Annotated in this window: 23 protein-coding genes; all 23 read left to right on the top strand. The window is 36.5% G+C overall.

Annotated elements, in window-relative coordinates:
- On the top strand, positions 1 to 1,257 hold the full coding sequence (locus TT13_RS08070) for a phage tail tip lysozyme (protein WP_242868530.1): 1,257 nt from the start codon (positions 1 to 3) through the stop codon (positions 1,255 to 1,257).
- A 7-nt stretch (positions 1,258 to 1,264) separates the two neighbouring features.
- On the top strand, positions 1,265 to 1,711 hold the full coding sequence (locus TT13_RS08065) for a thioredoxin family protein (RefSeq protein ID WP_027699508.1): 447 nt from the start codon (positions 1,265 to 1,267) through the stop codon (positions 1,709 to 1,711).
- Positions 1,689 to 2,381 (top strand): hypothetical protein, encoded by a 693-nt coding sequence (locus TT13_RS08060; RefSeq protein WP_027699507.1) that lies wholly within the window; start codon positions 1,689 to 1,691, stop codon positions 2,379 to 2,381. Before TT13_RS08065 ends, TT13_RS08060 begins: the two co-directional genes overlap by 23 nt.
- Positions 2,368 to 2,946, top strand: coding sequence for a hypothetical protein (locus TT13_RS08055; RefSeq protein WP_027699506.1), 579 nt, complete (start codon positions 2,368 to 2,370; stop codon positions 2,944 to 2,946). The genes TT13_RS08060 and TT13_RS08055 overlap by 14 nt, the downstream gene beginning before the upstream one ends.
- A 27-nt stretch (positions 2,947 to 2,973) precedes the next feature.
- Positions 2,974 to 3,831 (top strand): hypothetical protein, encoded by an 858-nt coding sequence (locus TT13_RS08050; protein ID WP_027699505.1) that lies wholly within the window; start codon positions 2,974 to 2,976, stop codon positions 3,829 to 3,831.
- Positions 3,832 to 3,979: 148 nt separating this feature from the next.
- On the top strand, positions 3,980 to 4,357 hold the full coding sequence (locus TT13_RS08045; protein WP_027699504.1) for a hypothetical protein: 378 nt from the start codon (positions 3,980 to 3,982) through the stop codon (positions 4,355 to 4,357).
- Positions 4,358 to 4,397: 40 nt separating this feature from the next.
- Entirely contained in the window at positions 4,398 to 6,710 is a 2,313-nt protein-coding gene (locus TT13_RS08040) for a hypothetical protein (RefSeq protein ID WP_027699503.1), read from the top strand.
- A gap of 7 nt (positions 6,711 to 6,717) precedes the next feature.
- On the top strand, positions 6,718 to 7,599 hold the full coding sequence (locus tag TT13_RS08035; RefSeq protein WP_052348596.1) for a sortase domain-containing protein: 882 nt from the start codon (positions 6,718 to 6,720) through the stop codon (positions 7,597 to 7,599).
- Between the two features lie 18 nt (positions 7,600 to 7,617).
- Positions 7,618 to 9,456, top strand: a complete 1,839-nt coding sequence (locus TT13_RS08030; protein ID WP_027699502.1) for an isopeptide-forming domain-containing fimbrial protein — start codon at positions 7,618 to 7,620, stop codon at positions 9,454 to 9,456.
- Positions 9,457 to 9,571: 115 nt separating this feature from the next.
- Entirely contained in the window at positions 9,572 to 9,868 is a 297-nt protein-coding gene (locus TT13_RS08025) for a hypothetical protein (RefSeq protein ID WP_027699501.1), read from the top strand.
- A 242-nt stretch (positions 9,869 to 10,110) separates the two neighbouring features.
- Positions 10,111 to 10,440 carry a hypothetical protein gene (locus tag TT13_RS08020; protein ID WP_027699500.1) on the top strand — a complete coding sequence of 110 codons (330 nt, stop codon included), beginning with the start codon at positions 10,111 to 10,113 and terminating at the stop codon, positions 10,438 to 10,440.
- A gap of 134 nt (positions 10,441 to 10,574) precedes the next feature.
- A complete protein-coding gene (locus tag TT13_RS08015) occupies positions 10,575 to 10,985 on the top strand; it encodes a hypothetical protein (RefSeq protein WP_027699499.1) in 411 nt (136 codons plus the stop codon).
- 52 nt (positions 10,986 to 11,037) lie between these two features.
- Positions 11,038 to 11,340 (top strand): hypothetical protein, encoded by a 303-nt coding sequence (locus TT13_RS08010; RefSeq protein WP_027699498.1) that lies wholly within the window; start codon positions 11,038 to 11,040, stop codon positions 11,338 to 11,340.
- A complete protein-coding gene (locus TT13_RS08005; protein WP_027699497.1) occupies positions 11,327 to 11,674 on the top strand; it encodes a hypothetical protein in 348 nt (115 codons plus the stop codon). Before TT13_RS08010 ends, TT13_RS08005 begins: the two co-directional genes overlap by 14 nt.
- A gap of 75 nt (positions 11,675 to 11,749) precedes the next feature.
- Positions 11,750 to 12,103, top strand: coding sequence for a hypothetical protein (locus tag TT13_RS08000; RefSeq protein WP_027699496.1), 354 nt, complete (start codon positions 11,750 to 11,752; stop codon positions 12,101 to 12,103).
- A gap of 112 nt (positions 12,104 to 12,215) precedes the next feature.
- On the top strand, positions 12,216 to 12,656 hold the full coding sequence (locus TT13_RS07995) for a hypothetical protein (RefSeq protein ID WP_027699495.1): 441 nt from the start codon (positions 12,216 to 12,218) through the stop codon (positions 12,654 to 12,656).
- A 53-nt stretch (positions 12,657 to 12,709) separates the two neighbouring features.
- Positions 12,710 to 13,033, top strand: a complete 324-nt coding sequence (locus TT13_RS07990; RefSeq protein ID WP_027699494.1) for a hypothetical protein — start codon at positions 12,710 to 12,712, stop codon at positions 13,031 to 13,033.
- A 23-nt stretch (positions 13,034 to 13,056) separates the two neighbouring features.
- Positions 13,057 to 13,281, top strand: a complete 225-nt coding sequence (locus tag TT13_RS07985) for a hypothetical protein (protein ID WP_027699493.1) — start codon at positions 13,057 to 13,059, stop codon at positions 13,279 to 13,281.
- Between the two features lie 15 nt (positions 13,282 to 13,296).
- Positions 13,297 to 13,521 carry a hypothetical protein gene (locus tag TT13_RS07980; RefSeq protein ID WP_027699492.1) on the top strand — a complete coding sequence of 75 codons (225 nt, stop codon included), beginning with the start codon at positions 13,297 to 13,299 and terminating at the stop codon, positions 13,519 to 13,521.
- A 31-nt stretch (positions 13,522 to 13,552) separates the two neighbouring features.
- A complete protein-coding gene (locus tag TT13_RS07975) occupies positions 13,553 to 13,897 on the top strand; it encodes a hypothetical protein (protein WP_027699491.1) in 345 nt (114 codons plus the stop codon).
- 95 nt (positions 13,898 to 13,992) lie between these two features.
- Complete coding sequence (locus TT13_RS07970; RefSeq protein ID WP_027699106.1) at positions 13,993 to 14,193, top strand: hypothetical protein; 201 nt, start codon at positions 13,993 to 13,995, stop codon at positions 14,191 to 14,193.
- 288 nt (positions 14,194 to 14,481) lie between these two features.
- Entirely contained in the window at positions 14,482 to 14,757 is a 276-nt protein-coding gene (locus TT13_RS07965; protein ID WP_190279648.1) for a hypothetical protein, read from the top strand.
- A gap of 143 nt (positions 14,758 to 14,900) precedes the next feature.
- Positions 14,901 to 15,971 (top strand): IS30 family transposase, encoded by a 1,071-nt coding sequence (locus TT13_RS07960; protein ID WP_052348595.1) that lies wholly within the window; start codon positions 14,901 to 14,903, stop codon positions 15,969 to 15,971.
- The last annotated feature ends 494 nt before the right edge of the window (positions 15,972 to 16,465 follow it).

Here is a 16,465-nt window from a genome sequence, read left to right as displayed (position 1 = left end):
ATGGAAGAAGAACAACAAAATGTCCAAAGTCAGGAAACAACCATGTCGCAAGCTTTGAAGAAGTTAAAAAAACTAGCGAAATGGCTCATTCCTATTAGTGTCTTGCTTGGTTTAGCAATATTCATTCTTACACTTGTAATGATTGCAAGCCAAGGTCAGGAGAGTTGCTTCACAAATTCTGATACTAGTATTGCGGGGGGAACTACTTTTGATGGGAATTGGAAAGATAAGAACTCGGTTACGCACAAAGGAATGCAGAAAGCTGCTGATTCATTTAAAAACGATTTAGGAATGAGCGGTGTTAATGTCGCTGCGGCTTTGGCAATTGGATTAAGGGAAAGTAATTTTAATCCATCAGCAGAAAATCCTAGTGGCGCTGTGAAGGGGATTTGGCAGTGGGGGGCTGGTGGAATTAACGGTAACCGTTTTGGAAATACAGAAGCGACTGTGGAGGCGCAGGTAGCTTTAGCAGAACGGGAGTTAAGAACTAGTCATATTAAAACCCTTAATGAAATGAAAGATGCGGATTTGGACAAATCACTCGAAGCATGGGACGTAAATTTTGAAGGCCTATCCGTAAGTGATCCACAAAGGAAGGTTTCCAAGACCACTGCAACGGCCAAAGAAATCAAAGAAGTATTTGATTTAAATTATGGTGGCAATATTCATACCGGTAATTCAGACGCCGACAACTCAAGCAGTACGGATTCAACTAGTTGTGATGGTGGTACAGGTACAGCAAGTGGTTTACCTATCCAAGGGCAATACAATATTACCGGCGGCTATCCTGATTACAATGGTGAGACCGGTGGAGATCATTATGGAGTAGATTTTCAGACCGTAAAACATTCCAATGACGGAGAAGAAAGCAACGTCTACGCTGTATCAGATGGGACAGTCGTGGTTAAGACGTATGATGCGATTAGTGGTAACTATGTTGTGATTAAAGACGATAGCGGGACATATACCTATTATGGGCATGCCCCTTCACAAGACAAAATTGTCGTAAATGTCGGAGACAAAGTAAAGGCTGGTCAACATATTAGTCATGAAGGTGAAACAGGTAAAGTAACCGGAATTCATGTTCATTTTGCAGTGAATAAGATGAATCTTTATGGCTGGGCACCAAGAACGGCTGGCTTAATAAGTCCCGCGGAATATTTAAAGAATATACCAGCGCAAGCAGTTCAAAATAACGGAGTCGTCGTTCCAGCAGGCCCCTTTGATACAACGCAAGGTGCTAATTCAGGAAAGTAGGCAATTAATGACCAAAAAGTATATTTCATTAGGAATACTCGTTGCTTGTTTAGCATCAGTATATTTATTTACGTATTTAACACCACAAAATGCTTATTCTGACACAATTGATCCACTTAAAGCACTAACTCGTGACCAGCAACATTCAACCAAGCCAACGTTATTAGTAGTTCACAAAACAGGTTGTAAAGATTGTGCTGCCGTTGCAAAAACTTTTGCTGGTATCGAAAATAAACTCAACAATAAAGTGAATCTAGTAGTTGTAGATGCGATGAATGATAATTCAAAAGAAATTATCCAAAAATATCAAATTACGAATGCACCAACGTTTGTTTGGTTGAAAAATGGAAAAGAAATATCAAGGTATTGGGGAACAAACAAAAGAATGCTAAGAGAATTTTTGAGTCTTCAAAAGGGTAAAGGAGTTAACAATGGGCCAGTCACTAAAAAATAAAAAGTATATTCTACTTAGTTTCTTATCAATTTTAATTTTGGGTCTGTCTGTTGTTTACTATTGTTCAGCTTCAGCAGACTATGTGACTCAGCAAGAGACTTCACAAAAAGAACAGAGTGATCTGAAAAAGCAATTAACTACAAACAAAAATATGAAGGAGACTTTAAATTCAACGAAAATAACTTCGTTTGAAGACCTGAAAAACGCTAAATCAAACGATGAAATGCAAAAAAATAAATATTGGCAAGATCCAAGCGTTTATCAAGATATTGTTAATCAATTTTTTAATCAATCGTTTAACGATATGGAGAAGCAAAGCACAACAAGTAATACTGGACACCTAAAATATGGGACAGAAAATTGCTATGAAACATTGGTGGCAACTTTTAATGGAGTCGGTGGATTTTCTAACAAACTTGGCGACTATGATTTAACTTTAAAGCATACTAATGGTTCAGCAAAAACGGTTTTGTTTGGAGACATTAAAGTCAACCAAAGACAAATTAGTAGTGGTCAGGAGGGAACTTCAGAACAAAACACTGAAGCTACTTCAGCAGTGGTTGATAAGACTGTGTACATGGTAATTGATTATGATGATAAACATAATCTAGTTATAACATCATTACAATTAGGCGATATTCAGGAGGCTAAGGCAGATGAAAACATCTAAAAGCCCAAAGAACATGATATTCACGGGTACGATTGGTCTGATGCTGATTGTAAGTATTGTCTTTATTGTTTGTGGCGTGAATAAGCAAAGTCGCGTGAATATAATTAAAAATCAAAATAAAGTTAATAAAACTAGTCTAGTTAAAGCCCAGGTTGCCGCAACGCCCGTACAAAATTCAGCCGAAGAAGCAGTAACCACATTCTTCACTGTTTTGCATACGTATAAAGACCAAGCTTCTTATAACAACCGTACTTTTCAAGTAAAAGATATTAGCGCTGAAAATGTTTATAAGGATTCAAAACTATTTGCCCCTGATAATTACCATCAAGTTGCCCAGTTGAATTTGACCAGCACATCAGAAAACGTTGAGTTTATTCCAAATAGTTTAGATGGGAACAAAGTTTCTGGGTCAGTCATTGATAAGTACGCAGTTCAGACTGGCGACAATGATAAACGTTCAGTTCAAATGATTTATAGCATCGATTACGATGCCAGTAAGAAAAAAATTACGAATGTGCAAATTGTAGGACAGTTTAATTTATCAGCTGACAGTACACTTTTTTAAAATAAAACAAGGAATCAGGTATATATAATGAACATGAATATTTTAGAGCATATTAACAAGATGAAATGGCAAGTATCCACAGGAAGTTCAAAAGAACGCTTAGTAGCAAATGTGATTTTGCTTTTTAAGCATTCAGGATTCGCTACTTCATGGTTCAAATTTTTATTTGAATGGATAATCTCGTGGTTCTATGCCGTGCTTATTGATCTTTGTAGATTTACGGCTGGTTTTTATGTTATTTTGGTCACCATTAAGCTATTAGGTGGCAATCCGCATAGCATTATCGATGTTAATTTGGCTAGCTTAAATGGTTTCTATACCGTGATTAACGTATCAATTGGTCTGTTAGTACTATTTTATAGTGTAGTATTGGCTAGTAAATTACTAAGTTTCCAAATTAATTATTCTGGATTCTATCCAATTACGAGAAATTTCACTGGTGGTAAAAAAAGTGTTATTTACTTTATTCCTGGAACAGTAATTCTTTGGGAAGAAGTTGGACAAAAACACATTCCACATTTTTACGATGTAGATCAACTGTTTGTTAGAAACTATATTTCCGCAAATTATGATGAACTCACCAAAACTAATGTTCGTGGTGCTGATGTCACTAAGTACTTAATCTCTCAGGAAGTTGGATTATTAAAGTTAGATCGTCCCCATAGTTATAATTCCAAAAACACTGGCATTTATTTGAAACTTGAAAATTCAATCAACTTTTTCAAAGCCCAAGCGCATAAGCTGTTGACAATGTTAAAACTCGATGAATTATATGTTGCTTTCAGACAAGTTGACCCAAATGATTATTTATTTTTGAAAAAGTATAAATACAACATGAATAGTGGTGTTGTTCAACGAAAAGCAATTAAAAAATCAGTGTATTAAGGGTTAAATTCATTCTTATTTTTAAAACAAACAAAATAATGGCAGTGTAAATGCCAAAAAAAAAGCGGACTTTTTTGTCACGCTTTTTTTATTTGTTATTTTGTGGGTGTTACTAAGGTAACAATCAAAAAATAAGGAGGCAAATACTATGAAATTTAGTATTGCTAAGATATCTCGGGTCAAGGGATTAGTTCAAACCGTAACAGGTTTTGGGTTAATGGCTATGACTCAACTAATAACGTCAGGGGTTGCTGATGCTTCACTCGAAGATTCAGCAAAAAAAGCTGGTACAGACGCAACCACCTTAATTTCCATCATTGCTTTAGTAATTGGAGTAGTTTCATTAGCTATCGGGTGGGCCTATCATGCAACCGGAAGTCGTGAAGGGATAGATAAGGGAAAGAAACGAATTATGTATGCCGCGTTTTCTATTGGAGGAGTACTTCTGACTGGTGTACTAGTAACTTGGGTGTATAACCTTTTTTCTAATGCAGGCGGTGGTATTGGAGTGACCTATCCATTCTAAACAGTTTGTTGTTAATTTAAATTTTTAGGAGAAGAAATATATGTTCCGCGATATGTTCAAGCGTCACCCGACAACCTTAGAAGATCCATACTATGCAGTTATCAAACCAGGCTCACTGGATATTGATAACTACACTATAAAAAATGCTATTGAGACAGCTTTAGATTTAGAAGAGCATTGGCCAATGGCGACCTTGCAGGAGTTAACAACGTTTCTAGCCACACTTAAAAATGATTTGGTCTTGCAAAATCACATAGTTGAAATGGAATCAATTGAGTTTATGTACGACGACTCTGATCAGGGAGTAATTTCAACTGGTCTAGCGTGGGACAATGTCAAACTTGATTATGACTTCAAAAATTTTGTTGTTAGTACTGTTTCGTCAACATTGAATGATCGTGAGACCCGATTAGATGAACATGCAACCTACAGCTTAATCAGTCAATCATTGTTTCAACTAATCTCATTTAGCCAAGAATTAACCGATTTATCAGCAGATGATATGCCAATATTGCCGACGGAAAAGCAATATGATGAAGCCTTGTCAAATGACACCGATTTATTGATTCTGCCAAGAAGATTAGTCAGTTCAGATCAGAGTGACAATGAACCATTGGAATCAACAACTAGCCCTTCTGAAGGACAACCAGTTGAACCGAGTGAAGATACCGACAATGGTAATGACAATTTCTTTTCATTTGGTGAAGACGAATCTAATAATGAAACAGATAATTCTGGTAGCAAACCACAATTCCAGAACAATGGAGTTGTACATTTAGATGCGCCAGTGCAAACAACCGTCTTGGGTGGTGAGGGGTTAACAAATGACGATACCTCTTCTAAGGATACTGTTACACCAAAACCTAAAGTGGATTTAACTACAGAATCGCAATTGAACCATGTAAAACTGGTTGCTCCACAGTTTAATTTAGCTAGCGAGTCAATGCCAAAAAATATTGTAGCTGAAGCCGAAAATTATGTTGAGGCTAAATTATTCTATGACAAGGTCGATGCAAATGAATTTTTACAAACAACTGCCGACCAGCTACTAGAAGCAACTAAGCTGAAGCTTTCGAATGCAATTAAAGCGGAAGATGATAATTTTTATGAACGTCAACAAGCCATCTTGAACTCTTCTTGGCAAGAAGACTTTATAACTAAAACTCGATCAAAAATTCATGCAGAATTTATGGAGCAAAGTGCAAAAGAAAACAGTAGTTTAGAAAAATCTCGAGATGCCAAACTCAAGGCTGAAGAGGAACGGCATCAAAGAGAAATTGAAACGATTAATTCTAAGTTTGCAGTAGATAAAGAGGCGCTTGAACTTAAGTTATTGAACGATGAGAAAAAGGCCATTAATGAGACGACAACGGCTGGCATTGCATCAATTAAAGCTGATATTGATTTACAGTTGTCCCAACTCGCCAAGGAACATCAAAAAAAAATCAATCACATGATTGAACAAGAGTCATACAACATGAACCAGCAAAATCTTGCTGCCTTGTCAGATATGTTTGAGTCTTTCTCTAGTCAAATAACAGAGTTAGAAAGTGGCTACTCAGAAGAGCATCTAAAAGCTGTTCAGCTTCAAACTGAAAGTATTAAAGCCACAAACACGGCAAAAGATACTGATAAGTTAGAGGCTCAATTAACTCAAGAAAAAATCTTATCTACTCAATTACAAGCTGATTTATCTAAAAAAATGCAGACTAGCGAGGAATTTAATCGTGAGCTCACACTTAAGACTACCGAATTAGAGCAGGCAAATGCCAAAATCAAAGATTTAACAGATTCAATTGCAGCAGGTCGAGATACGGAACAACATCGAGAATTAGTTGCTGCCCTAGCTCCAAGAGATAACGGACAAGCAAATTTAAAACATGGATTTGTTAAAGGCATGTTAACTAGTGCCGGTATTATTTTAGCGCTTGGTGGTATTGGCCTCGGGGCATATCAAGTACAGACTGTTGAAGCTAAAGCAGATACAGCCGCCTCTGAAGCGAAAGCCGCTAAGGAAAGCTACTCGAAGAAGGAACAACAATTGGTCTTGCAGAGTTCTAAAAAGGACACCGCAAAGACTCAAAGTCAGAGTTCAACGGCTACCACTACATCGAATGCAACCGATACTACTAGTTATGCAGCTTTAGACCAAGATGTAGCTAATAATTCCTTAAAGGTCTATTACCAAAGCTTTGATAACAAGGACCTTGGTACAAACGCCCGCGTACTTGCGGTTGGTAAGTTATTAATTGCTTCAGGTAATGTGACCGGTGCTAAACAGTTAGCGACTGCCAATCCTGAACATAGTTCTGATTTGTGGATGGCAATTGGCCAAGCACAGGTAGGAAAGTAGGTATGGTATGTCATTTCATGTAGTAGATAATAACACGCCTAAACCAAACAACAAGAAACCCCTAAAGCACCGCAATCCACTCAAAAAACGAAAAAAGTGGTTTAAGAGATTAGCGATTGGTACAGGCGCTTTGGCTGTTGGCTTTCTTATCGTGCTTGGTGCCTATAAAGGGTATGAAGCCTGGAACGTCCATCAAATTGAGGCACAGGTGTCCATAAATCAAAAAGTAGACGCCAAACAAAGTCCAAAAGTTGCGACCGCAGCGAATAAGTTTGCGAATAAAGACATTTCTTTTGACCAAAATGCGGATATTCCAGACGCCCAGAGCTTGCAAAAGTATCGCAGTTTACCAGAAAAGCTAAGCTTTGATGGCTATATTAGCGTACCTAGGCAAGCCGGTGTCTCGACACCAATTCAGACCCTGCAAATTAATGAAGGGGTAAGTAATAAGGTTCTAGCTTATGGGGCTGGCACACTGAAACCAAACCAAGTTATGGGTGCCAAAGACCATAACTACGCAATTGCAGCTCACAACGTCGGCTACGGTGGCGGTAAGTTAATGTTTTCCCCAATGCAAAATGGCATTAACGTCAACGTCCAACCGAAAGCTTATCTAACCGATGGTCGTAATATCTATGTTTACCAATTCAATAAGGAGTCAGATAGCTTATCTGGTCGTAAGGTGATTTCTTATCGTAATGGTGGTGGCGTGGCGAGTGACGACGTGGCTAAAAACCAATCAGTAATAACGTTGGTGACATGTAATGAAGATGGGACTTGGACTAATAATCCAGAAAAGCGGATTGTAATGACGGCCCATTTAATTGAGCAAGTGAATAAGTATGATGCAAGTGATTTTGAAAAGTCACTGTTCCCACAAATATTTTAAGAGGGTAGGAATTGAGTAATGAATAAAGATAGTAAAGCAGCGCAGATTATTAATGCTTTGCAAGTTGGGTCACAAAAAACGGTAGTTTTGTTTTCAACCGCGCTAATCTTGGCTGGAACTGGTTTGAGCGCTAGCCGTATCTTCGCTGAGGACACTACTAATAAAGATACTGATACAACCGCCAAAAAGGGCGATAACGGTATCAGTATCAACGTTGGTAACGATGACTTAAAGGCCGCTGCGAAAGAGGCCCAAGACGCTGGTTTGAAAGTTACAGAAAAGGCAACTAAGTATCAAACCGTCACGGAAAAAGACGCTGACGAAACGCAGAAAAAGGTTGCCGCTGATAATGCAGCCCAGGCTAAAAGTATTCGTGAAAAAGTAGCTAAGTATAAGGCTGATAAAGCCCAATATGACAAGGATAAGGCTGCTTACGACAAGGGTAATAGCGCAATTCCTAATCAGGATAACGCCAATGATTCAGGTTTGAATACAGAGGGGGGTGTATCTAAGAATGGTGACTGGCGTTACATGTTAACGGGTAGTCGTGATGACGTACGTAATTCAAAACTAACGATTGTTGCTAGTAAGAATTTGTCCGCAGCGGTTGCTGAACACCAGTACCTTAAGAAGGGGACAATTTTACGCTGGAACGACAACACACAGATGACCCAAGAACAGGGTAAAACGGGGTCAATGTACGATGGTTCAGTTTATGATAATGGCGGCTCAGTGGTATTAACTAATGTTGGTACTTTGCAAGATGGCACTAACGTTAATATGAAATTGAGCAGTGACCAATCCTTCTTGGTAGCACCACATGAGCCTAACCAGGATAATAATGCGCGTTCAGGTAAGATCATTGTAGATTCTCTTGATGACGCCAACATCAAATATCAGTTTATTGATGACAAAGGCAACCCAGTTAAGATTTGGCACGGCCTATTTTTGAGCGATATTGATGAGCCGGTGAGTGGCTTCATTCAAAACGTTGACCTTTCAAAGGCTCAACAAAACGGTATCGCCGTTGTTGATAATGGTTTGAACGTTGATAAGTATGATTTAGTTCGTAAGCAAAGTGGTGATAACACTGATTCAAATAAGGATTCGGTTATGGCGGTTGAATACGGTTCGTATAATACCATTCACGTTTATAATTCAGGTTCAACTAAGTCAAATGGTTATGGTGACAAACAACGCCATATGATTACGCCATTGTTTGGGGAAGAATTAGATGTAACGGTGTTAAATCCGCCAGCAGAAATTACTAAGCCAGATATTGATTATCAAAAAACCGAGTTAGTTGAAGTACCTGAGGTGACTAAGGACGTTGAAGCTGGTGAAGTTAAAGGTGATACGGACGCAACTATCAATGGTAAGCAGGTCAAGAATGGTGACGAGCTTAGTTACCCCTTAGCGGTTAAAACTGCTCTACCAGCAAACCGTGAAGATATTACGAGCCTGATTTGGAAAGACAAACTACCAGACGGCTTTGAGTACAAGTCTGCTAAAGCCTTTGATGAGAACGGTAAGGACGTATCAAACTACCTTAAGATTGAATACAAGGACGGTGAATTTACCGCAACGGCAACTGATGAATACCTAAAGCTAATTAATGCCGACAAAACTAAGGCATTTAAGGTCTTAACGGTTGATATCTATGGTACCGCGAATAAGGACGGGGTCACGTTCAATAATACGTATGAACTTTCCGTTAATGATAAGACCTTTGATTCAAATGAGGTTTCTAATTCAACACCAGCAGCCGAACAACCAGCACCAGCAAAGGATTTACCTACAACAGGGACCACAAACCCAATTGCAAAGCTCTTCCAGAAGCTTTTCGCCAGCTTCTAAGAGCCAAATAAAAAAGGTGACCAAAAGAGGTCACCATACATAACATGCCCTAAGCAAGGCGTTAAAAGGCAAATAAAAAGCAGCCATTGCTGAAAAATAATGAGGTTTCCGAATAATGAACAAAAAAATTGAGTTTTTTTTGAAAAGAATGACTAAATTAATACCTAACTATACTGAAAACTATCCGAATGCTTTAATTACACAAAATGATATAGCAGAATTTTTTATTGAAACAATCCATTCTGAGTTTGCTTGGAGTAGATATTGGTTCAATAAGTATCCAAATGAAAATAGCGATGATTTTTCGGAGAAAAATGCACGTGAATTCATAAATTTAATACAACTCCTTGGAGAATTTAACGAGTGGAGTAATTTTAGTTTTGAATGGCAGGATCTGCTTGACGGTCGTTAAACCAATTTGGCACATAAAGGTAGCGACTAGGGCTTTTAAATTGCCCAGTTAAATTGAAGAACCACTTTCCATAGGGACCACAAATCCAATTGCTGAGTTCTTCCAGAAGCTCTTTGCCAGCTTCTAAGCCAGCCAAATAAAAAAGGTGAACAAAGAGAGGTCACCATACATAATATGCCCCAAGCAAGGCGTTAAAAGGCAAATAAAAAACAGCTAAAAGTCGCGTATATTGAGAGGCAGATATGACTAAACAAACAAAAATGGATAGCAAATTTACAGTATTTGAGATTACAGAAGGCTGGTACCTAAAGGAGCAAGATGCTTTCGTAATTGAATCAGGCATTGGAAATAACGCTAATAGCCCCTATATCAGAGAGCCTGGCAATCAACAGTGGTACTTTAGAAATGGAAAGCCGACCATAAATGAAGTGAAGCTTACAACAAGTTTATGGGAAGCCGAAAAATTCAGTAAAGAGGAAATTAAACTTTATGAAGAAGGCTTAAAAAGTAATTTTCGCGAAGGAAATTTCAAAGACGTATCTGCAACGATTAATGTTCAATTTGCTCAATAATTTCTTTTTGAGTAGGCTGAATGGAATGCTTATTTGCAGAGGAGTTTCTCATAGACGTTAATGATCCTAATACTGATTGATTTCATAATTACAAAAAAATAAATGTGGATAAATGTGGATAAGAAGTAATAACAATGATTAAAGATACTATATGGCAAAAAATTACTGAACTTTCAAAGTTACAACGGTCATCAAGTGAACTTAATCTTATTGACTCAAAAGCACAAGTTCAAATTTCAGACTTCATACTACCTACGTCTGTTATAAAAGGGTTGGTAGTAGATTATAACGAAGATACCAATGTAATTAAGCGTCTGTCTTATCCAACGATTGAGATTATGACCGATTACACACTATTAGAGACGTTTGTAATCCAAATAAACCCGCATGACGAAACCCTCATAGACTTAGATAGACCACTATCAGAGTTAGTTGGATCAACTGTGGAAGTTGAGTCATTACTCGTCGGCGGGCAATTTTCAATTGAAGATGAAAAGGCAGCACTAATTGCAACAAAAATAAACATTATCGAAAAATATGAATAAGGTTGATTCTTGATTTAATAAAAACCTTTCAAAAAGATTAGGGGTATGGACAATGGTAGAAAAATTTAAAGTTTTAGAGCTTTGGCCAGGTATTTATTTACAAACAATTGGGGACGACTTTAGATGGTCTGTGGCAGCTGGTCGTCCAGAATACGCGGTTAATTATCCGAATAACGTTGCTGAACCAAGAGATTTTGTTATAACTAATGACCTTAATGAGGCGAAAGACTTATTGACTGAGCGCTATAACGAGCTATGGATTGATGAATTAAAAGCTGCTTTTCCAAAAGCTAAGGTATTAGAAGTAACACAAGAAACAAGGATTTGTGAGGTAACAACTAATGGCACAAATTAAGACCATGCAACAGATTAAAACGGTTCTAGTAGTTGACGACAAATACTATGTGGCAGATTTCAATATAGCAGAAGATTATTCCTTTGACCGGCGCTTAAATCACCTTAGTTACCCTGATAATGGCACTGAAAAAATTAAATCAGTAATGTTAACGCAAAATATTTGGTTGGCCAAAGATTTTAGTGGTAGTGATTGGCAAATTATGACGACTGAGAACAATGAAATTAACAATCTTGCACATCAAATAATAGATTTCTTTTCAGAGGTAAAAATTGAAGTACAAACCTTGTCTAAAGATAAATTGAATATACAAACGACAGAAGAAGGCAAATAAAGAACAGCTAGTGGCTGCTAATAACCTTAGTAAAAAGTTCCTACGAATATAATGAATTTCTAGGAGGTAGCAAGTGTGATATTAAAAAAAAAGTTCAAAAATACAAAATTTTACAGCTATGCATTAAATACAATGAAGGATTTTAATCTAGAGCCTTTAATTAATGCACGTAATTTAAAAACTAATAATCCAATTGTACACGATGTAGAAAAACGTTTAATATCTGAAGCATATAACAGTTCAAAATGGATTTTTACTGATGTGGAATCAGATTTTCTATCAAGAAGAACAGCAAGCGAAATAATATTCGAACTAGGAGTATTACTTCAATTATCACATGGCCGCACCAGAGAACTAAGTTCAATTAGTTCTCTTGAAGTTTTTTTAGATACGGGATTATTTCCGTGGGAACCATATCAAAATAATTAGATAAAACTTGGCTTGATTCAATGAGTTCCATAAATAATTCTAGTGTTGGAAACTCTTCAAAGCTATCATGACAAAATCTTCCTTGGGAATAAATATTGACAGGACATTAATAATGAAAAGATACAACTTAATTAATCGTCAAAAGACATTTAGAACATTAGCTGAATTTCACCCAAAACAAGAGTTGAAGGAAACATATATATATAAAGAGTTCACTGAACACTTCAAGATTGGAAATTTAGCATTTGGAACACTGCCAGAAAATGATTTTACAGAAGATCTTCGAACACTGATGGAGTGGAATGAATGGGATAAGCAACGTGTAGACACCTCGAATGAATGGCACGAACAGCCAATCGTCATGAGTGAACAACAAGACCAAATCTATATTAGTATGATGTTCAAAAATTTAGTTGAAAAAGGAACTTATTCATATTGGCAAGTAATGAGAGCAGGAAACAATATCGAATTATTTCAATTAGTCACTACAAAAGAAATAGACGAAAGTAGGTACATTAAAAACGGTCCTTATGCCTTTCAACCTTTGAATTAATGTATAGCTACTGCAAAAAGCAAAAAAGTTTTGAAATTTACAAGGAGCCAATTATGGTTTGTAATTCATTTGAAGTCATTAGCAAAATTGAAGAAGTAAGAATCATTGAACAGATAAGCACTAGTTTAAGTACAACACTAGTTAACCTAATTTTGGATTATACGGACAATAGTTCCGGAGTTCGTTCATTCCAAAAATTTAAAATTCGAAAACCAGATAAAAATCTTGATTTTTATCGAAAGTTATTGAGTCAAAGGGTAAAACTATCAGGGTACTTTATTCTAGATGATTCATTTGAGGAAAGTATAGAATTTTTAGTTACTAACATCGAGATCGTCAATGAAGTACGCACCTTGTCTAAAGATAATTTGAATTAAAAGAGTAAGAGGCCAAATTTAAGATGGAAAAATACAAAGTAAGTAGCGCATTTTTTGAAAAGTTATATGAGTGGGCATACAACATGAGTTATTCAACAATTATGGACGAAAACTTTATGACCTTGATGCCTGCATTAATTCGTAAATGGTGGGAGGACGAACCTACAGACAATCATGAAAAAAACAACAGGCTTATTGCATTAACATTCTGGTTTGAAGGTGTCGAAATTTTCGAAAAAGAAAACTAAGAGGGGGTAGAAATTATGAATCTTTATTATACGTTGCCACAAGAATTGGCTAAAGAAGTTAAGCAGTGGGTTGAGCAGATGGGACCTAATAATTATCTCGATATTAAACAAATAAAAGCTATGCCTGAAGTTATCCGCTCTTGGTGGAAAGAAGAAGGTATTAGTGCCTCTGAATCAGACACTAGACTGGTGACCCTCTTAGCTTTGTTAAATGACTCTTTTGTCTTGATAGAAGGGTAATAAGCAGTAGTTTATGAAAGGAGCTATTTAAATGAAAATTCAATTTAAAAATACAATTGTGTTTGAGGAAATTCAAAAATTGCATGATTCATGGTTTGACAAACAACTTGAGCATTATAAAAACCTATCAATTAATGAAGCAGATATACCACGATTAATTGATAGGCTCTTATGTGAAAATTATGTATATTTTTTGCGTGAATATCGTTTTTTAAACAATCCGCTTTTAGAATATATTGACACTGAACACTTATCGAGATTGCACTCATTTTTAGAACACGTATTTAATTTAAGTAAGATTACTAGCTATGCTGACAAGCTGAAGTATTTTACTTTGGACGACTATTTTCACTTAACACAAGAAGTTAGCTTCTAAGGCAGCCAAATAAAAAAGGTGACCAAAAGATGTCACCATACATAATATGCCCCAAGCAAGGCTTAAAAAGGCAAAGATCAATGAGGTATTGGGAAATGAATATCAAGAAAGAAGCCACGATTAAGAAGTTTAAAAGCCAGGCAACTCTAGCATGTGTCATATTTACGCCGGCTACTATCTTAGGAGCATACGCAATATATAATAACTGGTCATTGACTGTTGTTTTTGCGCTTGCGTATTTAATTACATTTATGTTTGCTGGTCTTTTGATAGAATATAGACAATATTTGAATTAAAGGAGTATGAGAACAAAAATTATCTTTGTCTCTCTGGTGAAACGTGTTAGCTGTTTAAAATGAAACTAATTTATTATATAATTAAACCGTTCGAATGAGATAACTCACGTGTTCCTAGCTCGTCAAAGTAAGGGACTGCACGTGGGTTTTTCTTTTTATTTTAACGTATTATGTGCACACTGTCACATTCGCTCTGATTTGTAAGAAATCCAAAATACTAATTGTCTGAAGGTGAGTATATAATGAATTTATCTTATGAGTTTAGGCGGGGTGAACATGCAAAAAAACATGGTGAAAGTTAAAGATTTACAGCTTCATGATGGTACACATTTCTCGAATACAGTTGAGCGGAACAAAGAGACAGTAAGGAGTGTTGTGATTACAAAGACTGATCAACGTGCCAAAACACTAATGATAGAATGGCCTAATGATAAAAATCGAGAAGTCATAGTATTACCCTTTGAACAAGAAGTTGAGCTGTCAACGAATGTTGCCACTGAAGAAAAAGTTGGCTTTGTTTTCGATCATGGTGATAAAAGAATAATCATTTATTTTTTGGGATAAACCCAAAGCCAATTACTTTTGAGTAATTGGCTTTTTTTATGTCATGGTTGCAATCACCTAGATTGATAGACTAAATTATATAATTGTGCATTACTGAACATTGATGCATCAAATATAACATAGAAAGACTGGCCACAATTCTTATGTCAAAATCTAAACAACAACTTACCTTTGAAGACCGGATTAAGATTGAAACATTGCTTAAAGAGGATCGTACACTAGCTTATATTGCCGAAAAAGTAGACAAGGACCGCTCTACACTCACGCGTGAGATTAGGAGAGCAACCACTGGTAACCCTAATGAAAAAACGCCCACAAGGTTCTTAAAGTTCATGTATACAGCCCGTGAGGGCCAATATATTGTAGATAAGCATGTTAGACGTGCTGGCCGACATAGTTCTCTGAATAGCTATAAAACTAAGGTATTACAAAGAGAAATTCACCAACGACACTATACACCAGGTGCAGTAGTCGCAAGACACCCAAAGTTATTCTCCAATTCAACCATTATTTACACGTGGATTAATCGAAAAAAAATCCCGAATGTAACGTATCATGACTTACCAATGCAAGGTAAACGATTTAAGCGGAGCATTGTTAAAAATATGTATAAAAGTCAACGTGAGAAAAACAAAAAAACTAAATTGGCCGAGTTATTCAGCATTAATGATAGGCCCGACATAATTAATAATAGAACTGAGTTCGGTCACTGGGAAATGGACGGAGTAGAGGGGAGAAAAGGTGGGGGTAAGTCCCTCCTCATTACCCTCGTTGAACGTAAAAGCCGTTTCCAGGTAGCAGTTAAAGCTAAGTCTAAACAAGCTACAGACATTCTGGCAGCTTTAGAATCAGTTAACGAACGGTACGGCAAATACATTAAGTCGATTACTTGTGACAATGGCCATGAATTTATTAATAGCTTAGTAACAGGCTTTATTTTGAATAAATTCGGTTCACTATACATAGCAAATTCCTACGCACCATATGAGCGCGGCACTAATGAACGCACAAATCGAAACCTACGTGCACCTTGGTATTTTCCTAAAGGTACATCATTCAATAAAGTTTCTCAGGAACGTGTAGATGAAGTTACTGAAGAAATTAACGATAAACCTCTGACACATGTATTTTCTAACGGTCAAAGTCCAATGAGAATGTTTAGAAAGTATGTACGTGAACTTAATAAAAAGCAACGCTTGTCAAACGCATTCTAAGACATAAAATGCATGATTGATGGACACTTGTCCGAGTATTGAAATTTTAGAAGCCTTCAGATGATTAACAAATAAGGATAATCTGTTAAAAACCTAGAAAAAGCTAGGTTTATTTGTGCTGAATTGAAAATAAATTTAGCTTTCGGTATAATCATAATTTGAAAGAAACCAAGTTATCAGCAAAAATATTAAAGGTTAAGTAGCCATGTTGCACCCAAGTTTTCTTCACCAAAGTAAATTGTTATATAAATGTAAAAAATCGCAAATGCCTTTATATGGGCGTTTGCGAGGGGTGAGAAAACTTATTTTGAAATTTGTTGCATCTAATACTTGACAATTCCCGACAATTCCTAGTTTACATAATATATATTATCATTAGTTTAAAATCAAGGGGAAATTGCAACCCCAAATGCACATCTGTTACGAACTAGGAATACTTTTGTAAAACGCCTGTTACATAAACACCCAATTTTGCATTTGTGTAACAGAAGCAT

This window comes from Weissella oryzae SG25, from assembly GCF_000691805.2.
GTDB lineage: Bacteria > Bacillota > Bacilli > Lactobacillales > Lactobacillaceae > Weissella > Weissella oryzae.
Note: the sequence above shows the minus strand (reverse complement) of the source record. Positions and strands in the feature narration are given on the sequence as shown.

Excerpts from the sequence above, each read along its gene's own strand:
- TT13_RS08070 (WP_242868530.1), top strand. The coding sequence starts at position 1 with ATGGAAGAAGAACAACAAAATGTCCAAAGTCAGGAAACAACCATGTCG.
- TT13_RS08065 (WP_027699508.1), top strand. The coding sequence starts at position 1,265 with ATGACCAAAAAGTATATTTCATTAGGAATACTCGTTGCTTGTTTAGCA.
- TT13_RS08060 (WP_027699507.1), top strand. The coding sequence starts at position 1,689 with ATGGGCCAGTCACTAAAAAATAAAAAGTATATTCTACTTAGTTTCTTA.
- TT13_RS08055 (WP_027699506.1), top strand. The coding sequence starts at position 2,368 with ATGAAAACATCTAAAAGCCCAAAGAACATGATATTCACGGGTACGATT.
- TT13_RS08050 (WP_027699505.1), top strand. The coding sequence starts at position 2,974 with ATGAACATGAATATTTTAGAGCATATTAACAAGATGAAATGGCAAGTA.
- TT13_RS08045 (WP_027699504.1), top strand. The coding sequence starts at position 3,980 with ATGAAATTTAGTATTGCTAAGATATCTCGGGTCAAGGGATTAGTTCAA.
- TT13_RS08040 (WP_027699503.1), top strand. The coding sequence starts at position 4,398 with ATGTTCCGCGATATGTTCAAGCGTCACCCGACAACCTTAGAAGATCCA.
- TT13_RS08035 (WP_052348596.1), top strand. The coding sequence starts at position 6,718 with ATGTCATTTCATGTAGTAGATAATAACACGCCTAAACCAAACAACAAG.
- TT13_RS08030 (WP_027699502.1), top strand. The coding sequence starts at position 7,618 with ATGAATAAAGATAGTAAAGCAGCGCAGATTATTAATGCTTTGCAAGTT.
- TT13_RS08025 (WP_027699501.1), top strand. The coding sequence starts at position 9,572 with ATGAACAAAAAAATTGAGTTTTTTTTGAAAAGAATGACTAAATTAATA.
- TT13_RS08020 (WP_027699500.1), top strand. The coding sequence starts at position 10,111 with ATGACTAAACAAACAAAAATGGATAGCAAATTTACAGTATTTGAGATT.
- TT13_RS08015 (WP_027699499.1), top strand. The coding sequence starts at position 10,575 with ATGATTAAAGATACTATATGGCAAAAAATTACTGAACTTTCAAAGTTA.
- TT13_RS08010 (WP_027699498.1), top strand. The coding sequence starts at position 11,038 with ATGGTAGAAAAATTTAAAGTTTTAGAGCTTTGGCCAGGTATTTATTTA.
- TT13_RS08005 (WP_027699497.1), top strand. The coding sequence starts at position 11,327 with ATGGCACAAATTAAGACCATGCAACAGATTAAAACGGTTCTAGTAGTT.
- TT13_RS07995 (WP_027699495.1), top strand. The coding sequence starts at position 12,216 with ATGAAAAGATACAACTTAATTAATCGTCAAAAGACATTTAGAACATTA.
- TT13_RS07990 (WP_027699494.1), top strand. The coding sequence starts at position 12,710 with ATGGTTTGTAATTCATTTGAAGTCATTAGCAAAATTGAAGAAGTAAGA.
- TT13_RS07985 (WP_027699493.1), top strand. The coding sequence starts at position 13,057 with ATGGAAAAATACAAAGTAAGTAGCGCATTTTTTGAAAAGTTATATGAG.
- TT13_RS07980 (WP_027699492.1), top strand. The coding sequence starts at position 13,297 with ATGAATCTTTATTATACGTTGCCACAAGAATTGGCTAAAGAAGTTAAG.
- TT13_RS07975 (WP_027699491.1), top strand. The coding sequence starts at position 13,553 with ATGAAAATTCAATTTAAAAATACAATTGTGTTTGAGGAAATTCAAAAA.
- TT13_RS07970 (WP_027699106.1), top strand. The coding sequence starts at position 13,993 with ATGAATATCAAGAAAGAAGCCACGATTAAGAAGTTTAAAAGCCAGGCA.
- TT13_RS07965 (WP_190279648.1), top strand. The coding sequence starts at position 14,482 with ATGGTGAAAGTTAAAGATTTACAGCTTCATGATGGTACACATTTCTCG.
- TT13_RS07960 (WP_052348595.1), top strand. The coding sequence starts at position 14,901 with ATGTCAAAATCTAAACAACAACTTACCTTTGAAGACCGGATTAAGATT.